This is a genomic window from Salinicola lusitanus (genome assembly GCF_038648475.1).
Lineage (GTDB): Bacteria > Pseudomonadota > Gammaproteobacteria > Pseudomonadales > Halomonadaceae > Salinicola > Salinicola lusitanus.
In genome coordinates this window covers 2731484-2750956 of record NZ_CP151919.1, presented here as the reverse complement: position 1 = coordinate 2750956, position 19473 = coordinate 2731484, and the positions used below count along the sequence as shown (strand labels likewise).

General features: G+C 65.6%; 18 protein-coding genes. 7 read left to right on the top strand and 11 right to left on the bottom strand.

Going from position 1 to position 19473, the window contains the following annotated elements; genetic code table 11:
* Positions 1–3: 3 nt before the first annotated feature.
* The 6 genes from hfq to AAGT95_RS12340 form a co-directional block, all read right to left on the bottom strand.
* Entirely contained in the window at positions 4–255 is a 252-nt protein-coding gene (gene hfq, locus AAGT95_RS12365) for an RNA chaperone Hfq (protein ID WP_110600638.1), read from the bottom strand.
* 127 nt (positions 256–382) lie between these two features.
* The gene (miaA, locus tag AAGT95_RS12360; protein WP_342593975.1) at positions 383–1363 is read right to left on the bottom strand and encodes a tRNA (adenosine(37)-N6)-dimethylallyltransferase MiaA; all 981 of its coding nucleotides are present in this window, start codon (positions 1361–1363) and stop codon (positions 383–385) included.
* A gap of 4 nt (positions 1364–1367) precedes the next feature.
* The gene (gene mutL / locus AAGT95_RS12355) at positions 1368–3350 is read right to left on the bottom strand and encodes a DNA mismatch repair endonuclease MutL (RefSeq protein WP_342593974.1); all 1983 of its coding nucleotides are present in this window, start codon (positions 3348–3350) and stop codon (positions 1368–1370) included.
* Between the two features lie 37 nt (positions 3351–3387).
* Complete coding sequence (locus AAGT95_RS12350) at positions 3388–4740, bottom strand: N-acetylmuramoyl-L-alanine amidase (protein ID WP_342596531.1); 1353 nt, start codon at positions 4738–4740, stop codon at positions 3388–3390.
* Positions 4741–5009: 269 nt separating this feature from the next.
* Positions 5010–5492, bottom strand: a complete 483-nt coding sequence (gene tsaE / locus AAGT95_RS12345) for a tRNA (adenosine(37)-N6)-threonylcarbamoyltransferase complex ATPase subunit type 1 TsaE (protein WP_342593973.1) — start codon at positions 5490–5492, stop codon at positions 5010–5012.
* Positions 5476–6990, bottom strand: coding sequence for an NAD(P)H-hydrate dehydratase (locus tag AAGT95_RS12340; protein ID WP_342593972.1), 1515 nt, complete (start codon positions 6988–6990; stop codon positions 5476–5478). Before AAGT95_RS12340 ends, tsaE begins: the two co-directional genes overlap by 17 nt.
* Positions 6991–7157: 167 nt before the next feature.
* On the opposite strand from AAGT95_RS12340, the gene queG reads away from it, so the two are divergent.
* Entirely contained in the window at positions 7158–8249 is a 1092-nt protein-coding gene (gene queG / locus AAGT95_RS12335) for a tRNA epoxyqueuosine(34) reductase QueG (RefSeq protein WP_110600629.1), read from the top strand.
* A gap of 25 nt (positions 8250–8274) precedes the next feature.
* Here the strand turns inward: queG and orn are convergent, their stop codons facing one another.
* Complete coding sequence (gene orn, locus AAGT95_RS12330) at positions 8275–8844, bottom strand: oligoribonuclease (protein ID WP_110600627.1); 570 nt, start codon at positions 8842–8844, stop codon at positions 8275–8277.
* Positions 8845–9012: 168 nt separating this feature from the next.
* Between orn and rsgA the strand changes: the two genes are divergently transcribed.
* Positions 9013–10056, top strand: coding sequence for a small ribosomal subunit biogenesis GTPase RsgA (gene rsgA / locus AAGT95_RS12325; RefSeq protein ID WP_342593971.1), 1044 nt, complete (start codon positions 9013–9015; stop codon positions 10054–10056).
* Between the two features lie 438 nt (positions 10057–10494).
* Here the strand turns inward: rsgA and AAGT95_RS12320 are convergent, their stop codons facing one another.
* Positions 10495–11823, bottom strand: a complete 1329-nt coding sequence (locus AAGT95_RS12320; RefSeq protein WP_342593970.1) for an NCS2 family permease — start codon at positions 11821–11823, stop codon at positions 10495–10497.
* 369 nt (positions 11824–12192) lie between these two features.
* On the opposite strand from AAGT95_RS12320, the gene AAGT95_RS12315 reads away from it, so the two are divergent.
* The gene (locus AAGT95_RS12315; RefSeq protein WP_342593969.1) at positions 12193–13023 is read left to right on the top strand and encodes a sulfurtransferase; all 831 of its coding nucleotides are present in this window, start codon (positions 12193–12195) and stop codon (positions 13021–13023) included.
* A gap of 224 nt (positions 13024–13247) precedes the next feature.
* A complete protein-coding gene (asd, locus tag AAGT95_RS12310) occupies positions 13248–14093 on the top strand; it encodes an archaetidylserine decarboxylase (RefSeq protein WP_425353334.1) in 846 nt (281 codons plus the stop codon).
* 15 nt (positions 14094–14108) lie between these two features.
* Here the strand turns inward: asd and AAGT95_RS12305 are convergent, their stop codons facing one another.
* Positions 14109–14711 (bottom strand): TetR/AcrR family transcriptional regulator, encoded by a 603-nt coding sequence (locus tag AAGT95_RS12305; RefSeq protein WP_342593968.1) that lies wholly within the window; start codon positions 14709–14711, stop codon positions 14109–14111.
* A 177-nt stretch (positions 14712–14888) separates the two neighbouring features.
* Here AAGT95_RS12305 and AAGT95_RS12300 point away from each other — a divergent pair, with 177 nt between their 5' ends.
* Genes AAGT95_RS12300 through arfB form a run of 3 tightly spaced genes read left to right on the top strand, consistent with a single transcriptional unit; the run spans position 14889 to position 17071 of the window.
* Positions 14889–16166 (top strand): FAD-dependent oxidoreductase, encoded by a 1278-nt coding sequence (locus AAGT95_RS12300; RefSeq protein WP_342593967.1) that lies wholly within the window; start codon positions 14889–14891, stop codon positions 16164–16166.
* Positions 16166–16612 carry a nucleotide triphosphate diphosphatase NUDT15 gene (locus tag AAGT95_RS12295; RefSeq protein ID WP_342593966.1) on the top strand — a complete coding sequence of 149 codons (447 nt, stop codon included), beginning with the start codon at positions 16166–16168 and terminating at the stop codon, positions 16610–16612. Before AAGT95_RS12300 ends, AAGT95_RS12295 begins: the two co-directional genes overlap by 1 nt.
* Before the next feature lie 42 nt (positions 16613–16654).
* Positions 16655–17071, top strand: coding sequence for an alternative ribosome rescue aminoacyl-tRNA hydrolase ArfB (gene arfB / locus AAGT95_RS12290; RefSeq protein WP_110600612.1), 417 nt, complete (start codon positions 16655–16657; stop codon positions 17069–17071).
* 25 nt (positions 17072–17096) lie between these two features.
* Here the strand turns inward: arfB and AAGT95_RS12285 are convergent, their stop codons facing one another.
* Complete coding sequence (locus AAGT95_RS12285; protein WP_342593965.1) at positions 17097–18233, bottom strand: M20/M25/M40 family metallo-hydrolase; 1137 nt, start codon at positions 18231–18233, stop codon at positions 17097–17099.
* Positions 18230–19426: a M20 aminoacylase family protein gene (locus tag AAGT95_RS12280; protein WP_342593964.1), complete on the bottom strand. Its 1197-nt coding sequence runs from the start codon at positions 19424–19426 to the stop codon at positions 18230–18232. The genes AAGT95_RS12285 and AAGT95_RS12280 overlap by 4 nt, the downstream gene beginning before the upstream one ends.
* Positions 19427–19473: the final 47 nt, after the last annotated feature.

Genomic DNA, 19473 nt, shown 5'->3' with positions numbered 1-19473 from the left:
CGATTAGCTATCGAGTCCGGGTGCTGCGTTGGGATCCTGCGGCGGCAACCGGACGTTACGGGACGGCACGACCGTCGAAATGGCATGCTTGTAGACCATCTGACTGACGGTGTTGCGCAGCAGGATGACGAACTGATCGAAGGACTCGATCTGACCCTGCAACTTGATGCCGTTGACCAGAAAAATGGAAACCGGGATGCGCTCCTTGCGCAGAATGTTCAGGTACGGATCCTGAAGGGACTGTCCTTTGGACATGTTGCTCTCCCTAATGCTGTTATGAATAGTGCTGTTTTAGTTGGGCGGCGATTCGTTCTGACTCGGCATCACACCGGCGGCATCGCTTGCCGCAAGTATAGGTCTGGACGAAGCCCGCCATTTTACGCTAACTGCCGTGCTCACGCACGATTTTCGCAATCTTCCCATCGACGTCCGGTGCGCAGCTGTCGACCCAGTGCAGATCGGGCCAGCGCCGCAACCAGGTCAACTGACGCTTGGCCAGTTGACGCGTGGCGGCGATGCCACGCTCACGCAGCGCGTCGCGATCATAGGCACCTTCGAGATGCTCCCAAGCCTGCCTGTAGCCGACGCTGCGCATCGATGGCAGATCCGCGTGGAGATCGCCCCGCTGTTTCAATGTAGCCACTTCCGCGACGAATCCACCAGCGAGCATGGCATCGAAACGCCGTGCGATGCGTTCGTGCAGCACGCTGCGCTCGGCAGGCGCGAGAGCTATGGACAACAGTCGCCAGGGAAAGTTTTCCTGCTGCTGGCGCCGCCAGTGCTCGGAGAGCGTCACGCCACTGAGCCGAAACACCTCGAGCGCCCGGATCAGGCGTTGCCGGTTGCGCGGATGGATCGCCTCGGCGGCCTGGGGATCGACTTGGGCGAGTTCCGCGTGGAGCGTCTCGAAGCCCTCGCGCTCGCCGCGCCGACGAAGTCGCTCGCGCAGTTGCGGGTCGGCGGCGGGCATGGCGGCCACCCCCTCGACGAGACGCTTGGCGTACATCATGGTCCCGCCCACCAGCAGCGGCATTTTGCCGCAGGCGCTGATCTTCTCCATCTCGATCAGGGCGTCGCGGCGAAAATCAGCGGCGGTGTAGATCTCCGCCGGATCGCGAATGTCGATCAGCCGGTGCGGCGCCCGCGCCAGCTCGGCCGGAGACGGCTTGGCCGTCCCGATATCCATGCCCCGGTAGACCATGGCGGAGTCGACGCTGATCAGTTCGGCCCCCAGCCGCTCGTGCAACGCGATAGCGCTGTCGGTCTTGCCCGAGGCGGTCGGGCCGAGCAGCAGAATCGCCAGCGGTCGGTCGTCCCGGCGCGAATGCTCCGACGATGGAAAAGCGGACGAGGCGTCGTTCACGCGGTCACTGCCCCCGAAGAAACAGCTTGTCGAGCTGCGCCATCGACATCTCGGTCCAGGTGGGTCGACCGTGATTGCACTGCCCGCTGCGCTCGGTTCGCTCCATGTCCCGCAGCAGCGCGTTCATCTCCGGCAGGGTCAGCAGCCGGTTGGCGCGCACGCTGCCGTGGCAGGCCATGGTACTGAGCAGCTCGTTGATGCGGGTCTCGAGACGGTCGGAGCGGCCAAACTTTTCGAGATCGCCGAGCATGTCCCGCACCAGCGGCTCGATGTCCGCGTCGGCCAGCAGTGCGGGAACCTGGCGGATCAGCAGTGTCTCCGGGCCGGCGGCATCGAGCACGACCCCCAGCCGGGCGAACGCTTCGCGCTCCTGTTCGGCCACTTCGGCCTCACCCGCGCTGACCGCCATGGAGACCGGCACCAGCAGCGGCTGGGCATCGAGCGCGCCCGCGTGAATCTGCTGCTTCATGCGCTCGTAGACGATCCGTTCATGGGCGGCATGCATGTCGACGATCACCATGCCGCGCTCGGTCTGCGCCAGGATATAGACGCCATGCAACTGCGCCACTGCGTACCCCAGCGGCGGTGCCTGGGTGTCGTCCGTTGCCGGCAGGGTGGTCACCGCTGCCGGCGAGCGCTCGTCCTGGGCGACGCTGGCCGCTTCGCCGCCGGGCGCGCCAGCGCCTGCTTCCCGCGGCGTGAGAAGCGTCGATTCATGATCCGGATGCAGCGCGTGATAACCGGCCATGAATTCGCGAATGCGCTGCGTCCCGGGCCGGCTCTGCCCCACTTGTGCCCCCGGCGAGTGCTGCCCGGCCAGCGCCATCCGCTGTTGCTGCCAGTCCGGGGAGTCGTCCCCGGCCAACGGGTGTGCCGGATTGCCCGGCCGTGGCGAGGCCGTGGCGACCGTCATGTCGGCGGCAGACTCGTGCGCGCCCTCCTCGCCGCTCTCCGCCACCGCATCATTGGGCTTCACCGAGGCCAGCGCGCGGTGCAGGCTCGAGAACAGGAAATCGTGGACCAGGCGCCCGTCGCGGAAGCGCACCTCGTGCTTGGTCGGATGGACATTGACGTCCACCACCCGCGGATCGAGCTCCAGGTAGAGTACGAACACCGGGTGTCGGCCGTGAAACATCACGTCGCGATAGGCCTGACGAATGGCATGGGCGACCAGCCGGTCCCGGACGATGCGGCCGTTGACGAAGAAATACTGCTGATCGGCCTGGGCCCGCGAATGGGTCGGCTGGCCGACCCAGCCCCACAGTCGCAGCCCCGTGGCTTCCAGGTCGACGTGAAGCGCTTCATCGAGGAAACGTCTGCTCAGCAGGGAGCCGATTCGGCGCTCGCGCCCGGCCTGATCCGACGCCACGGCGGGCAGCTGATGCACCACCTTCTGGTTGTGCCGCAGCACCCAGGCAATATCGAAACGGGACAACGCCAGCCGCCGGAACGCCTCCTCGACGTGGCCGAACTCGGTCTTCTCGGTACGCAGGAACTTGCGCCGCGCGGGCGTGTTGAAGAACAGGTCGCGCACCAGCACCGAGGTACCCCTCGGGTGGGGCGCGGGGGTGACCCGGGGCTCCATCTGGCGCCCCTCGGCGACCACCCGCCAGCCGCCGGCGGGGTCGTCGGCGGCGTTGGAAATCAGCTCCAGCCGCGAGACCGAGCTGATCGAGGCCAGCGCCTCGCCACGAAACCCCAGGCTGGAGACGTCCTCGAGATCCTCGAGCGAGGCGATCTTGCTGGTCGCGTGGCGGGACAGCGCCAGCGGCAGATCCTCCTCGCCGATGCCGATGCCATCGTCGCGCACCCGGATCAGCCGGGAACCGCCCGCCTCGAGCTCCACCTCGATGCGCTGGCTGCCGGCATCGATGGCGTTCTCGACGATCTCCTTGACCACCGACGCCGGACGCTCGACGACCTCCCCCGCGGCGATCTGGTTGGCCAGGCGGGGGTCGAGTATGCGGATGCGTGACGACTCGCTCATCGACGGTCTCCTGCGGCTTTCGCCTCGATTGCCCTCATCATGGAATGGTCAACACCTGCCCTACCCGCAGGATATCGCTGTCCAGTCCATTGGCCTGCTTCAGCGCCTTCATGCTGATGTTGTGGCTCGCTGCCACCTGGGACAAGGAGTCGCCTCGCTGGACGCGGTATTCATTGCTGGCACCGCCACGCCCCTGATCCCGCTGCCACGCCAGCAGACTCGAGGGCGGCGGATGCTGGCGGAAGTGGGCCACGATCCCGTCGTAGATCGCCTGGGCCAGCTTGGCCTGGTGCGCGGAGGACTTGAGCTGGGCCTCCTCGCGCGGGTTCGAGATGAACCCGGTTTCCACCAGCAGCGACGGAATGTCGGGTGACTTCAGCACCACGAAACCGGCCTGCTCGACACTCGACTTGTGCAGCTTGTTGATTCGCCCGAGCTGGTCGATCACCTGCCCGCCGGTCGCCAGCGAGTCGTTCATCGTCGCGGTCATGGTCAGATCGAGCAGCACGCCGCGCAATACCTCGTCCTTGTCGTCCAGGCTCAAGTTGCCATCGACACCGCCGATCAGATCCGACTGGTTCTCGCTTGCCGCCAGCCACCGTGCGGTCTCCGAGGTCGCCCCTCCTTGAGAAAGCGCATAGACCGAGCTGCCGGATGGCTGGCTGCTGCGCACCGCATCGGCGTGCACCGAGACGAAGAAATCGGCTTTCTGCTGGCGCGCGATCAGGGTGCGCTGGCGCAGGCCGATGTAGTAGTCGCCATCTCGGGTCAGAAAGGCCTTGAATCCCGGCGTCTGGTCGAAGCGCTGCTTGACCTTGCGTGCGATATCCAGCACGACGTCCTTTTCCCGGGTGCCGTGGGGGCCGATCGCACCAGGGTCCTCGCCGCCATGACCGGGGTCGACGGCGATGATGATGTCACGCTTGGGATGGGGCTGGGCCTCGACGGCGGATGCCACCACTTCGGCCTGCTCCGGATTGCCCTCGGCCACGGCCTCCTTCTGCGCCCGCTGCGCGGCGATCTCCTGATCCCGGATCATCGCCTCGATCGGATCGATGGGATCCTTGACCGCGCTGGCGCCGGGATAGTCGAGATCGACCACCAGCCGAGCGCTGTACTGCTCGTTGGGCGGCAGTGTGAAACTCTTGGGTACCACGGCCCGATTGACGTCGAGCACGACCCGCAGCCCACCGCTCTCGCGCACACCGGTGCGCACCTTGGAGATGGCGCTGTCGTCCAGATCCAGCTTGTCGACATCGAAATCCAGGTCGGTGCTGTCGAGATCGATCACGACACGGTCCGGGCCGTCGAGCGTGAAGACGTTAGCGTTGACCGGCCCCGACATGTCGAATACCAGCCTGACGTGATCGGGCGCCGACCACAGCCGCATGTTGTGGACTTCCACCGCCTGCGCCTGCACGGCCGTGCCCAGGCAGCAGAGAGACACCAGCGCGGTCACCGCAGCCCGCCCATATCTCCCGAGACGATCTATCCGGCTTCCGAGGAAACGGCTCACGGCCGACCCGGCCAATCTCATCGGCGTGGTCAACGAGCAGATCAGCGCCATCAGCAGCAGCACATACCCGACCCCACCGGCGATTCGTGACGGGACATCGCGACGGACGGTCACGACCGCGGCCGACATCTCTCGAGCGTCTTTCAGCATTCGTCTTCCTTGTGACTCAAGCTCGCCGGCATTGCCGCCAAGACGGCTCTTCCCTGTTGACTGTATGCAGTTCCCGACACCCGCCGGCCACCACCGGAGACCAGTTGCAGATGAATCTCCAGATCCGGGGCCGCCAACCAGCCCGCGCCACGGCTCGGCCACTCGATCAGGCACAGTGCGTCGCTACCCAGCATGTCGCGAGCGCCCATGAACTCCAGCTCTTCGGGGTCACCGAGGCGATAGAGGTCGAAATGAAAGATTCGGGCCGACGCGGTCTCGTAGGGCTCGACGAGCGTATAGGTCGGACTCTTGACCGCACCCCCATGGCCATAGGCCCGGAGTATGCCCCGCGCCAGCGTGGTCTTGCCGGCGCCAAGCTCACCGATCAGATGAACCTGACCACGACCGGCCAGGGCCCGGCCCAGCGTTTCACCAAAGGCCACCTGGGCGGCTTCGTCGTTAAGCGTGATCGGCATGACTCGAGACAGGTTGAGGGTTGACCAAAGTTCGCGCATAGGATGCCAGATCAGTCGCCAGCAAACCACGCTCGCCGGCATCCAGCGCCGCCGCGTCCGCCGCCAGGGCATGGACCAGCACGCCGATCCGTGCAGCCTCCTCGAGCGATCCGAGCTGGCCGGCCAGCCCGGCGATGATGCCGGTCAGCGCATCGCCCATCCCGCCGCTGGCCATGCCGGGATTGCCGAACGGACAGAGCGTGAGCCGCTCGCCGTCGTAGACCAGCGTACCCGCGCCCTTGAGCACGATCGTGCCACCCCAGCGCCGTTGCAGGGCGATCACGGCTGCCTGCCGATCCCGCTCCACCTCGGCGGTTGACATTCCCAGCAGTCGTCCTGCCTCCCCGGGATGCGGCGTCAGCACCCAGTCGTCGCGGCGGCCGCTCTCCTCCCGAGCCAGGAGGTTGAGCGCATCGGCGTCGACCACGCAGGGCTTGTCGGCGTCGAGCACGCTCTGAAGTGCCGCCTGCCCCCAGGCACCGCTACCGATGCCCGGACCAATGGCCACCGTATCGGCGGAGTCGATCATCGTGGCCAGATCCGGCGCGCCGCGCACGCCTCGCGCCATGATCTCGGGGAACCGGGTCAGGCTGGCCGAGACATGAGCGGCGTCGGTGGCCAGACTGACCTTGCCGGCACCGACGCGTGCCGCCATCTCGCTGGTCATCAGCGCCGCCCCGCCCATTCCCGGTGCGCCGGCCACGACCAGTACGTGGCCGTAATTCCCCTTGTGGCCGCTGGGCTTCCGCGGTGGCAGGGCCCGGGCCAGATCCTCACGCGTCTGCAGCCAGGCGACCGGTGTGATATCGCCATGTGACTGGGGATCGACGCCCAGCGAGGCGCAGATCACATCGCCGACCACGTCCAGCGCCGCGCCGGTGTGCAGTCCCAGCTTGTCGCCGATGAAGGTGACCGTCAGCGTCGCCGCCACCGCTTCCGTCTCGACGTGACCGGTATCGACATCGACTCCCGACGGTACATCCAGTGCCATCACCGGGCAGCCGCTGGCATTGACCTCGGCGATCGCCGCGGCATAAGGCGCGCGCGGTGCGCCTTGGGCACCGGTCCCCAGCATCGCGTCGACCATCAGCTCCCCGTCCAGCGTCAGCTCGTCATTCCACGCCACCGGCACGACGCCCGCTTCCGCCGCCAACTCGGCGGCTCGCCGCGCATCGCCCTCGAGCTCGGCCACCGGCTTCAGCGCCACCAGTTCGACCGCTACACCATCGGCGGCAGCCAGCGCGGCGACCATATAGCCATCGCCCCCATTGTTGCCTCCGCCGCAGAGCACACAGAGGCGACGGATACCCGGCCACCGGGCACATAACGCCTCGTAGGCCGATTCGCCGGCGCGCCGCATCAAGGCGAAGCCCTCGCCCTCGGCCTCGATGGTGCGGCGATCCAGTTCACGGACCTGACCGGCGAGATAGAGCGGGCGCTGAGAAGAGGAGGCGGACATGGAGGCTCCTGTCGTGTTCCGAAAGATGGCGAACAATCCTGGTGTGGCTATCGATGAACGACGCCGCCAAACGCCGTGACCGGCATCCGGCGGACGTTCGACCGGCTGGTGCTGGTGGTGTAGGGTAGCGCACCCGACACTCCCACCTCTGCGTGCACTCCTGCGCTATGTCACAGCCATCCAGCGTCGATTTCAACGATCTCGCCTCACGCGTCAAGCAGTGGGGACGAGAACTCGGCTTCCAGGCGATCGGTATCACCGATACCGATCTACAGACCCATGAGCGCTATCTGCAGCGCTGGCTGGAGGCCGGACACCATGGCGAGATGGACTACATGGCCAAGCACGGGACCAAGCGAACACGGCCCGAGGAGCTGGTTCCCGGAACGCTGCGCGTGATCAGCGCGCGCCTGGATTATCTGCCGCCCGAGGTCGAGACCACCCGGGTACTGGGACAACCGCACAAGGCGTACGTTTCACGCTATGCCCTGGGGCGCGACTATCACAAACTGATCCGCAAACGTCTCGACCAGCTGGCGCGCAGGATCGAGCAGGAGGTCGGCCGGATCGGCTATCGCGCCTTCGTCGACTCCGCCCCGGTCATGGAGCGCGCCCTGGCCCAGAAGGCCGGCCTGGGCTGGTTCGGCAAGAACGCCATGCTGTTGAATCCCCAGGCCGGCTCGCTGTTCTTCCTCGGGGAGCTCTACACCGACCTGCCGCTGCCGGTGGACCCGCCGTTCGAGCGCGAGCACTGCGGCTCCTGCAACAGTTGCCAGACCGCCTGCCCGACCGGGGCGATCATCGACGACAAGGTGATCGATGCGCGGCGCTGCATCTCCTACCTGACCATCGAGCTCCACGGCAGCATTCCGCTCGAATTTCGCCGTGCCATGGGCAACCGCGTCTACGGTTGCGACGACTGCCAGCTGTTCTGTCCTTTCACCCGCTTCACCCGCGTCAGCGCCGAGCCGGATTTCGCCCCGCGCCACGATCTCGACCGCGCGGAACTGATCGACCTGTTCGCCTGGAGCGAGAGCGAATTCCTCAAGCGCACCGAAGGCAGTCCGATCCGGCGCATCGGTTATCCGCGCTGGCTGCGCAACCTGGCCGTCGGCCTGGGCAATGCGCCCTGGAGCGAGCGCGTCGAGCACGCCCTGCGAGCTCGTCTGGCCTACCCCTCCGACCTGGTACGCGAGCACGTGCGCTGGGCACTGGAGGAGCAGCGGCACAAGCGTGAGGCGCGCATCGCCAGCGGCTGAGCGAGCCGCGCGGTTGAGGCGGCGATCAGCCGGGCAGCTTCAGAAACGTCTCGCGGTAGTGCTTGAGTTCCGCCAGCGACTCGCGAATATCGTCCAGGGCCTGATGCGTGTTCTGCTTGGTGAAGCCGTTGGCCGCCGCCGGATTCCAGCGCTTGGCCAGCTCCTTCAGCGTCGAGACGTCCAGGTTGCGATAGTGGAAGAAGTTGTTGAGCGTCGGCATCTCGCGCTCAAGGAAGCGCCGGTCCTGGTGGACGCTGTTGCCGCAGACCGGAGAGGTGCCGGGCACGACGTAGGTGGCCAGGAACGCCAGCGTGCGCCGCTCCGCCTCCGAGGTGTCGATGGTGCTCTCACGTACCCGCCGAACCAGTCCGGATTCACCGTGCGTCTTCTGGTTCCATTCGTCCATCCCCTCGAGCAGGGCATCCGGCTGGTGTACCGCCAGTACCGGGCCTTCGGCGATCAGATTGAGCTCGCCGTCGGTGATCAGGGTCGCCACTTCAATGATGCGCTCCCGATCCGGGTCGAGACCGGTCATTTCCAGATCGATCCAGATCAGCAGATCGCGGCGGGCGCCAGCGGCGGATGGTTCAGACATGAACAACTCCAGAGTCGGTGTCCCCGGCCACACGGACGCGAGCGGACATGGCAGGTCGGTAACGGCTACAATGCCGCCATTCTACCCCCGTGACACGAGGAAGGGGCAAACGCCTGAGGTGAGCTTTCCCTCTCCTGAGCTGCAGACAACCGTGAGTCGACGCCAACCATGAGCCGCCGCAAACTGACCCGCCAGCAGCGCTGGCGGGTCGAGAAGATCCAGGCCGAGCGTGCCGAGCGCGCCTCGAAGAAGGACGAGCGCGACGGCGAGCGCCTCGATGCCGGCGAGTACAGCGCCGAGCGCCCGGGACGGGTCGCCGCCCATTTCGGCCGCTCGCTGGAGGTCGAATTCGTCGAGGGCGACAGCATCAGTCGGCACCGCTGCCATCTGCGTGCCAATCTGGAGGGACTGGTCACCGGCGATGCCGTGATCTGGCGGGAAGCGAGCGATGGCAGCGGCGTCGTCGTCGCTCGCGGCGAACGCACCAGCGTGCTGGAGCGCCCGGACCTTCATGGCCAGTTGCGTCCGGTGGCCGCCAATATCGACCAGATCCTGATCGTGGTCGCGACGGAACCGGAGCCACATCCGAACCTGATCGATCGCTATCTGGTGGCTGCCGAGAATACCGGCATACCACCGGCGCTGATCCTCAACAAGAGTGACCTGCTGCCAGCCGAGGGGGGTCCGTTACGCACCATGCTGGCGCGCTATCTTGAGCTAGGATATCCGCTGATCGAAGCCTCGGCGCGGGGTGATAACGGTCTCGACGCGCTGCACGCGCAGTTGACGGACCGCACCTCCGTCTTCGTCGGTCAGAGCGGGGTCGGCAAGTCGTCGCTGATCGACAAGCTGCTACCGGAGGAGACGCTGCGCATCGGCGCTCTGTCGGCGGACACCCGCAAGGGCAAGCACACCACCACCACCGCCCGGCTCTACCCGCTACCCGAGGGCGGTATTGCGGGGCGCCCCCGCGAGGGGGACCTGATCGACTCGCCCGGCATTCGCGAGTTCGGGCTGTGGCACCTCGACGAGCGCGAGCTGGCCGACGGTTTCATCGAGTTCCGCCCCTTTCTCGGCCACTGCCGTTTTCGCGACTGTCGCCACCGCCAGGAGCCCGGCTGCGCGTTGCTGGAGGCCGTCGAGCGTGGCGAGATCCATCCTGAGCGCTTCGCCAGCTTCCAGCGCATCAGAGACGACATCACCGCGTCCTGAGAGTCACCAAGGTTTATCGAAGCCGCCGCCCCAGGCGCCTTGCAAGACGATACTGAGCGGCTCCCGTTGAGCCGGGTCTTGTGGCACGGATGCCACAAGAGGCGCGCCGGGACAGGGATATCCTTGCGCGCCGACCCAAACGTAAGCGGAGAGTCGTTCAGGGTTTCGTCGTCTTGTGCGCCAAAAGTAGGAGGAGCGACGAGGGGGCGAACGTCAAGCCCCCTCGTCACGGTGAGCCATAGGCTGGATTGGACTCGGCAGTCGTAGTTCCAATGCAATCTCGCGTCATCCATGACGCGAGACCCGGCTCGACGCTCTGCGTTCAGCGCCGTTCTGGAAGGCGTCCAGGGTGCGAGACTTCGAGCAAATCAATGCAACGCCGCGCCCTGAGAGTCGGCGATTGCTTAAGAGCGGCCTGAGCGCAGGCCGTCGTCTGAATCACCCCTCGAACAGCATCAGGATCGACAGCAGGAACAGCACCCACATCGCCGGGCGCACTTCCTTCGCCTTGCCCACGCCGACCTTGACCACGACGAACGTGAGGAACCCGAACACCACGCCATGGGTGATCGAGTAGGTCAGCGGAATCAGCATCATCGCCACGAACGCCGGGATGGCATCATCGTATTGCTGCCAGTCGATGGTGCGAATCGGCGAGAGCATGAATACCCCGACCATGATCAGCGCTGGCGCGGTGGCGATCGCCGGCACCAGCGCCAGCAAGGGCGACAGGAACAGGAACGGCAGGAACAGCAGCCCGGCGACTACGGCGACGAGGCCCGAACGCCCGCCCTGGCTGATACCGGCGGCGGACTCGACATAGGCGTTGGCCGGGCTGGTACCCAGCGGCGCCGAGATCAGCGCGGAAGCCGCATCGACCATCATCGAGCGGCGAATGTTGCGCGGCTCGCCGTCTTCGTCGAGCAGGTTCCCCGCCTGGCAAACCCCGATGAAGGTCGACATCGCATCGAAGAAGGTGGTGAACAGGATCACGAAGATGAACGGCCAGTAGGCCACCGCCAGCGCGCCGCTGAAATCGACCTGACCCATGGCGCTGAAGTCCGGCCAGGCGAAGATACCCTGGAAGTTGACCAGCGTCGGGGTGCCGGCCGGCGATACCGCGCTGGCATCGCCCCACAGGCGACCGATCGGGATCGCCAGCAACGTGGTGACGACGATGCCCAGGATCAGCGCCCCCTGGACGTGCCGCGCGACCAGCACCGCGGTGATGCCGAGTCCGATCAGAAACGTGACGAGCGCCGGGGTCATTTCGCCCAGCCCGACCACCGTGGCTGGATTGGACACCAGCATGCCGGCGTTGACCAGGCCGATCACGGTAATGAACAGACCAATCCCGCAGGCAATGGCGTGACGCAGCGTGGCGGGAATCGCATCGACCACGTAGCGGCGAACGTTGAACAGCGCCAGGATCCCGAACAGCACCCCGGACCAGAACACGCAGCCAAGCGCCGTCTGCCAGGGAATACCGGCCCCCATCACCATGGTGTAGGTGAACAGCGCGTTGATCCCCATCCCGGGGGCGACCAGAATCGGATTACGCGCGTAGAGCCCCATCATCACGCTGCCGAAGAAGCTGATCAGCACAGTGGCGGTCAGCGCCCCGGCGAAAGGCACGCCAGCGGCGGAGAGAATCGAGGGATTGACCACGATGATGTACATCGCCGCCAGGAACGTGGCGACGCCGGCCAACACCTCGGTTTTTGGCGTCGTCTCCAGTGAACGGAGGGAAAACAGTTTTTCTAGCACGCGACTATCTCCTGGGCGGTACTGTCATTGTTGTTGGCGGTGTCGTCGGCGGCGTCTCGGCATCCCCACGTACAGCGTTGCCGGGCCTGCAAGATACGCGACGACGGGCGACACCCCCGCCAGCGAGGGCGTTCGCATCGTCATTTTGTATACAAGAATGAAGGCAATGAAAAGCCAAAAGTTGACCAACCTGTCAACTTTTACTCCCAGGCGCCACCGCCGATCGCCAAGCGCGGCGTAGTATAACGAAAGCCTATCCGGTCCGGCAGGCCGTCCAGCTACCGGGCCGACGGCGGGCTATGTCATCATCGCCGGTGTGCCGCCTGCGAATCCGCTTCAGACGTGATATCGATCCCAAGGAGAAAGCCCATGAGTTCCGAAACGCCGCAACTGCCGCTGATTCTGGATCCGGCCACGCTGTCACGACATCTCGAGGACCCGCACCTGCTGATCATCGACGTGCCGCTGAAGGCGGACAGTTACCCAGCCGGCCACGTGCCCGGGGCGATCTTCCTCGACTCCCGCCGTCTGCTGGCGGGCTCCGGCGAGGTACCCAACGACGTGCCAACCGAAGCCGCGCTGAGCACGCTGTTCTCGGAACTCGGGCTAACGCCGGAAACCCACGTCGTCGCCTACGACGATGAAGGCGGCGGCTGGGCCGGGCGCCTGCTGTGGACACTGGAGCTGATCGGACACCGCCGCTACTCCTACCTCAACGGCGGCATTCATGCCTGGCGCGCCGACGGCTACCCGCTCTCCACCACCCCGGCCACGCCGACCCCGAGCGATTATGAAGCCGCCTATCTCAATCCGGCACTGCAGATTCGTCGCGAAGAGCTGATCGAGCGCCTCGACGATCCGCAGCTCGCGATCTGGGACGCCCGCTCCGCGGAAGAGTATCGCGGCACCAAGGGCGACAACCGGAAACTTGGCCATATCCCCGGCGCGGTCAATTTCGACTGGCTCGACGTCATGGACAAGCATAATGATCTGCGCTTGCGCGACTACGCCGAACTGATCACCGAGCTGGAAGCCCGCGGCCTGACGCCGGACAAGGAGATCGTCACCCACTGCCAGAGCCACCATCGCAGCGGATTGACCTGGCTCGCCGCCAAGGCGCTCGGCTACGACAACGTGCGTGCCTATCCCGGCTCGTGGAAGGAGTGGGGAAATCGCGACGACACGCCGGTGGAGAAATAAGAGCTGGAAGCTGGAAGCTGGAAGCTGGAAGCTGGAAGCTGGAAGCCAAGATAGAACCACCTCCACCTGTCAAGTGAAACCGTTTTGGTTTTGGGTTTTGACCTTTCTTCCAGCTTCAAGCTGATGACTTACCGCTCCGAGCGAAGCTCGGTTGCACCGGCCGGGCAGTCTCGCTACCTTGTCCGCCTTCCGTCAGTCCCTCTTCTTTCACCGGGGTCGTTATCGTGGATCGCCAGGAACTCTTCGCCCGAATTCAGTACCCGCTCCCCCACCACGCGATCTCGCGACTGATCGGCCGGATCGCCGATAGTCGGATCCCCTGGGTCAAGGATCTGTTCATTCGTCGCTTCATCGATACCTACGGCGTCGACATGAGCCAGGCCCTGCAGCCGGATCCGAGCGCCTACGCCTGCTTCAACGACTTCTTCACCCGGGCGCTGAAGCCGGACGCCCGCCCCCTCGGCGAGGGGCTGCTCTCGCCGGCGGACGGCGTACTCTCGCGTTACGGGCGTATCGAGCATGGCACCCTGATCCAGGCCAAGGGCCAGACCTACTCGCTCTGTGCCCTGCTGGGCGGCGATGTCGCCCGAGCGGCGCCGTTCCGTCAGGGCAGCTTCGCCACGGTCTACCTGTCGCCGAAGGACTATCACCGCGTACACATGCCGATGACCGGGACCTTGCGCGAGATGACCTACGTGCCGGGCCGGCTGTTCTCGGTCAACAGCGCCACCGCCAACCATGTGCCGGGACTGTTCGCCCGCAACGAGCGACTGGTCTGTCTCTTCGACACCGAGCATGGACCGCTGGCCATGGTGCTGGTTGGCGCGATGATCGTGGCCGCCATCGAGACCACCTGGGCCGGACAGGTCACACCGCTGAGCGGTCGGGTGCAGACCACCCGTTTCGATGAACCCATCGTGATCGAGAGAGGCCAGGAGATGGGCCGCTTCAAGCTCGGCTCCACCGTGGTGATGTGCCTGGGGAGAGAGACGGCGTTCGGCGACTTCGATCCCGAGGGCAGCCCGATCAGCATGGGCCAGACGATGGGCGCACTGCCAGGGCCAGCGTGAACCGGCTGGCACCGGCTATGCGTCGGGGCGGTCCCGTACGTAGGGCCCCAGCGCCCGATCGATGACGGCTTCGACGAAATCCTGGTCGATCTCCGAAAAGGAGACCGACAGCCGGTAGTAGACGGCACCGTAGATCAGATCCATGCTCAGGTCCGGATCGATCTCCGGCCTGAGCTCGCCTCGCTCGACGGCGCCGACAATGGCTTGTCGCCCCATCTGGCGGCGCGGTCCGATCCAGCGCTCGACGAAGGCGCGGCTCAACACGGGGTCGGATTGGGCGGCGCCCAGAAGATGCTGCAGCAAGCGCCCATGAGGGCCGTTGAGAATCTCGGCCAGCGCCAGCACGCTGCGACGGAAGCTGGCAACGACGGGCAGTTCGTCATCGTAGGCGATGCTCGGCCCGACCGCGTCCAGAAAGGCATCCATGACGATGGCAACCGCATTTGGCCAACGACGATAGATGGTCGACTTGGCCACGCCCGAGACGCTGACTATCCGCTCGACAGTGGCATGGTGAATTCCTCCTTCCAGCGCCAGTTCCATGGCTGTTCGCATCACCTCGGCAGAAGCCGTGGCGCTGCGCGGCCGACCTGGGCGTGCAGGAGAAACGACGGGCATGGAAGACATCCTTGTCAAAAACAGCTCCTGACAGATACGATAATATAAGATACGCAGCGTATCGTATCATTTTTTAGTAAGAAACTGTTACTCCCGCCGCGACCCAGGTCCCGCCGACCGCCGTTGTCGCGGGCATCCCATCGTCGTTCGACACGCATTACCGCTCGAGGCCTCATCATGGAGAGTTATGACGTCATCATCGTCGGAGCCGGCCCTGCCGGACTGGCTGCCGCCCGAAGACTCTCCGGTCGGGGACATCGGGTGCTTCTCGTCGATCGGGGTCCGGATATCTCGAGGCGCGACAGAAACGACGAAGCGAATCTGACCCAAGGCCAGGGTGGTGCCGGACTCTACTCGGACGGCAAGTTCTCGTTCTTCCCATCCGCAACGCGGATATGGCAATTGCCGGAACGCGAGGCCTTGCATCGCGCCTACGCCTGGACCTGTGAGCTGCTCGAATCCTACGGTATGCAGACGCCACCGTTCCCGAACAGAACCGACGTCTACACGCCGGAGGAGGGCCGCTGGAACCTGAAGGACTACCCCTCCCGCTACCTGCCACTGCAGGCGCGGGAAGAGATGGTTCTCGGCCTGGTCAACGGCGTCGATATCGACATCCTGACCGGGACCTGCGTGACCTTCCACCGCTACGACGCCGACGAGCAGCGCCATCACCTGCAGCTGGAGGGTCCCGACGCAGCGCCCCGCGCGCTTGTCAGCCGGACATTGATCTGGGCCACCGGACGTTTCGGCGCACTGGACATGGGCGACATCGAGAAGGTCTTCCGCCGCCTGGAAGTCGGGTTCCGTATCGACCAGCCCAGCGAGCAGGCCTTCTTCCAGGCGTTCACCAATCTCGACCCCAAGCTGACGCTGCAGACGGCCGAAGACGGTATCGAATGGCGCACGTTCTGCGCCTGTCGCAACGGCACCACCGTGCTGACCCGAACGCAAGGCCTGTGGACGGTATCGGGACACTCGGACGGCCCACCCACGGCGCGCTCCAACGTCGGCTTCAATACGCGCATTCTCGACGAGTCGATGGCACGGGAGGCGATCTCGACATTACAGAACGCCATGGCCGAGCGGGACGCCTACTTCGAAATCCCCCTGTCGGCATGGCTGGAAGGGGACGCCGAGACCACCGCCCGGATGCGGCGGATCTACGGCGACACCCTGGCGTGTGCGATGCTGCAGGGGCTGCGCCAGCTCGTCGACAGCTTCCCCCGGATCGAACATGAGGCGACACGTCTGATCGGCCCGACCCTCGAGGGTGTCGGCTGGTACCCCGGCGTCGACGACCAATTACGCCTGCCCGGACAACCGACCTGGGTGGTCGGCGACGCCTGCGGGCTGTTCCGGGGCATCGTGGCCGCCTTCATCAGCGGCCACTATGCGGCCAGCGCAGTACTGTCGACCTTGTCGAAAGCGCCACTGCAGAAGGAAACGCTCTGATGGCTGCTCCCGTTTCCCGCGTGGGTGTCGGCGTCATCGTCACCCGCCCCGGCGGCGACCTGCTGCTCGGCTACCGTATCAAGGCCGGAGAGACACCCACCTGGTGTCTTCCCGGCGGGCACGTCGAACCCGGGGAGACCTTCGAGACTGCGGCACTGAGGGAACTGCACGAGGAGGCTGGCATCATCACTCGACAGCCGGTCGAGATATTCGCCTTCCTGCAACAGCTGGGCAGCGACCGCACCGCGATCACCGGCGCGGCGCTGATTTCACTCGGCGACGAAACCGCCGAACCGCAAGTGGCCGAACCGGATGTCTTCGCCCGCTGGGCATGGTTTCCGCAAGATGAGCTCCCCACGCCGCTGTTTGCGGCCAGCGACGCCATGCTCAGCCTGTGGCAGGATAGGCCCTGCCCCGACGGCTGGCGTGTCTATCGCGTCGACTGAGCGAGGCATTCCCTTCATTTTCGAACACTCAGGGAGCAGCCGATGCCACTGGAAATCTCCCGCAACGTCTCGATTCCCGACAACGAGATCGAGCTCATCGCCGTGCGCGCCCAGGGCGCCGGCGGCCAGAACGTCAACAAGGTCTCCTCGGCGATCCACCTGCGCTTCGACATCCGCGCCTCCAGTCTGCATCCCGGGTTCAAGGAGAAGCTGCTGGCCCTGAGTGACAAACGCATCACCCGCGACGGTATCGTTGTAATCAAGTCGCAGGAGCATCGCACCCAGGAACTCAACCGGGAGGCGGCCCTCGTCCGGCTGAAGCAGCTGATCAAACCCGTGCTCTATGGCGAGAAGCCACGGCAGGCCACCAAACCGAGCCGCAGCGCCAAACGCAAGCGCGTCGATCAGAAGACGAAACACGGCCAGAAGAAACGCCTGCGCGGGCGTATCGACGACTAGACCGAGCGGCCCCACCCCCTGGCGATCAGCGTAGCGCGGCCATCAACCCGGCCATCAGTCTCGACCGCTCGACCAGGCTGTCGACCTCGATATGTTCGGCCAGGGTGTGGACGCCCGCGCCGCGAACGCCCAGTCCGTCGAGCGTCGCCAGCCCCATGGCGCCGGTGAAGTTGCCGTCGGAGCCGCCACCGCTGCTGGCGTGTGGGAGCGGCATCTTCAGCTCGTCGGCAATCGCCTTGGCCTGGGCGTAGAGCGATAGCGTCGCCTCGCCCGCTTCCCACACCGGCCGGACCACGCCGAGCTCGACCTCGAAGCCGATCCCGTCGGCATTGCGCTGGTTGAACGCCAGCATGCGTTCGATACCGCGATCCAGGTCGGCTTGACGCTTGGCCATGCTCAACGCCTCGCCCCGACAGCTCGTCGACACGCAGTTGACCCACTGGCCGCCCTGCACCACGCCCACGCTGAAGGTGCAGTCATCGTCGGTCATCGACTCGATCTCGGGAATTCGTGCCACCATCTCGCGAATCGCCGAGTGACCATCCGACAGCGCCGCGCCGGCGTGGCTAGGCCGACCGTGAGCGAGCAGCTCGAAACGGGCGATCGCATAGCGCCCGGTGACCACGCCATTGCCCGCGCGCGCCGGTTCCGGAACCAGGATATAGCGATGCCTTGCCGCTTCCCGCTCGATCAGCTCGCGGGTGCCGGGGCTGCCGATCTCTTCGTCGCAGGTCAGCAGCACATGAATCGGCAGCGCCGTATCGACCCGCGCCTGCCGGAGTGCGGCCACCGCGCACAGCGCTGCATAGGTGCCGCCCTTCATATCGCAGATCCCGGGCCCATAACAGCGTCCCCCCTCACGCCGAAACGGCAACGTCGCCAGGGTGCCGACCGGATGGACGGTGTCCAGATGCGCCATGATCAGGATGCCACCTTCGGCCTGACGGGGGTGCGGGAAGCTCGCCTTGACGCAGTCGCCCAGCCCCGCAGGCCCGGCTACGCGTTCGACGCTCGCCCCCATCGCCACGAGATCGTCCGCGGCCAGCGTCATCATGCGATTGACGGCAGCACTGTCGAAGGTCGGACTCTCGCACTCGACCCAGCGCTGCAGTCCGGCCAGCATCTCGTCGAGATCGAACTCCAGAGTGGCGGCGAGGCTCATGCGTTCACCGCCCGGGCAGTGCTCGCCGCCGCCAGTTCGTTGAGACGACGTTCGGCGACCCGCGCCAGCAGGCTGGCCCCGATCGGCACAATCCCGTCGTCGAGCACGAACGCCGGATTGTGCACCGGGACATCGCCGGCATGGCCAACCCAGCAGTAGGAGCCCGGTACCCTCTTCAGCATGTCGGCGAAATCCTCGCTGCCCATCACCGGACGACCGAGATCGGCGACGTTGGCATCGCCGACGATCTCCCGGGCCGCGGCCGCCAGGGCCTCGGTCTGGCTCGGATGATTCTCCAGTACCGAGAAGATATTGCGGATATCGACCTCGATCTCGACGCCGTAGGCGCTGGCCAGGCCGGCTGCCAGCGCCCGGATGCGCTGATGGATCAGCGCGGCGACGTCGTCGTCGAAGGTGCGAATGGTGCCGGAGAGCGTGGCCGACTGCGGAATCACGTTGTAGGCGGAGCCGGAATGCAGCTGGGTGATCGACACCACCGCCGCGTCCAGGGGATTGGTGTTGCGGCTGACGATGCTCTGCATGGCCTGGGAGAGTTGCGTCGCGACCACGATCGGGTCGCGGGCGTGGTTGGGCTGCGCGCCATGGCTTCCCCGGCCGCGGATGACGATGTCGAAGAACTCGGCACCGGCCATCGCCTTGCCGCTCATCACGCGGATCTGGCCATGATCGAGATGCGGGGCGTTATGCAACGCATAGATCTCGTCGCAGGGGAAGCGCTCGAACAGCGCCTCGGCGATCATTGTCCGGGCGCCGCCCAGCCCCTCCTCCGCCGGCTGGAAGATCAACACCACCCGGCCGGCGAAATCGCGCGTCTCGGCGAGATAGCGCGCCGCGCCCAGCAGCATGGTGGTATGGCCATCGTGACCGCAGCCGTGGAAGCGCCCGGGGTGCTTCGAGGCGAACGCCAGCCCCGTCTCCTCGTCCATCGGCAGCGCATCCATATCAGCACGCAGGCCGAGCGTCTGCCCCGGACCCCGCTTGCCATCGATGAGACCGACGACGCCGGTCTTGCCCACGCCGGTATGCACGTCGATGCCCAGTTCGTGCAGATACGCGGCAACGATGGCGGCGGTGCGCTGCTCCTCGAAGCCGATTTCCGGATGGGCGTGGATATCGTGGCGGATCGCGATCAGTTCATCGGTAAAGGCATCGATACGCGGCAAGGTGGTCATGGGAACTCCTGGGCAAGGGAAACCTAAGGGAAACGTCGAGCTGGGCG

Coding starts and splice junctions, on each gene's coding strand:
- arfB (WP_110600612.1), top strand. CDS start 16,655: ATGCCACTGGAAATCTCCCGCAACGTCTCGATTCCCGACAACGAGATC.
- AAGT95_RS12300 (WP_342593967.1), top strand. CDS start 14,889: ATGGAGAGTTATGACGTCATCATCGTCGGAGCCGGCCCTGCCGGACTG.
- tsaE (WP_342593973.1), bottom strand. CDS start 5,492: ATGCCGATCACGCTTAACGACGAAGCCGCCCAGGTGGCCTTTGGTGAA.
- AAGT95_RS12315 (WP_342593969.1), top strand. CDS start 12,193: ATGAGTTCCGAAACGCCGCAACTGCCGCTGATTCTGGATCCGGCCACG.
- AAGT95_RS12295 (WP_342593966.1), top strand. CDS start 16,166: ATGGCTGCTCCCGTTTCCCGCGTGGGTGTCGGCGTCATCGTCACCCGC.
- hfq (WP_110600638.1), bottom strand. CDS start 255: ATGTCCAAAGGACAGTCCCTTCAGGATCCGTACCTGAACATTCTGCGC.
- AAGT95_RS12280 (WP_342593964.1), bottom strand. CDS start 19,426: ATGACCACCTTGCCGCGTATCGATGCCTTTACCGATGAACTGATCGCG.
- AAGT95_RS12340 (WP_342593972.1), bottom strand. CDS start 6,990: ATGTCCGCCTCCTCTTCTCAGCGCCCGCTCTATCTCGCCGGTCAGGTC.
- AAGT95_RS12350 (WP_342596531.1), bottom strand. CDS start 4,740: ATGCGGCTGTGGTCGGCGCCCGATCACGTCAGGCTGGTATTCGACATG.
- queG (WP_110600629.1), top strand. CDS start 7,158: ATGTCACAGCCATCCAGCGTCGATTTCAACGATCTCGCCTCACGCGTC.
- mutL (WP_342593974.1), bottom strand. CDS start 3,350: ATGAGCGAGTCGTCACGCATCCGCATACTCGACCCCCGCCTGGCCAAC.
- orn (WP_110600627.1), bottom strand. CDS start 8,844: ATGTCTGAACCATCCGCCGCTGGCGCCCGCCGCGATCTGCTGATCTGG.
- AAGT95_RS12285 (WP_342593965.1), bottom strand. CDS start 18,233: ATGAGCCTCGCCGCCACTCTGGAGTTCGATCTCGACGAGATGCTGGCC.
- AAGT95_RS12305 (WP_342593968.1), bottom strand. CDS start 14,711: ATGCCCGTCGTTTCTCCTGCACGCCCAGGTCGGCCGCGCAGCGCCACG.
- rsgA (WP_342593971.1), top strand. CDS start 9,013: ATGAGCCGCCGCAAACTGACCCGCCAGCAGCGCTGGCGGGTCGAGAAG.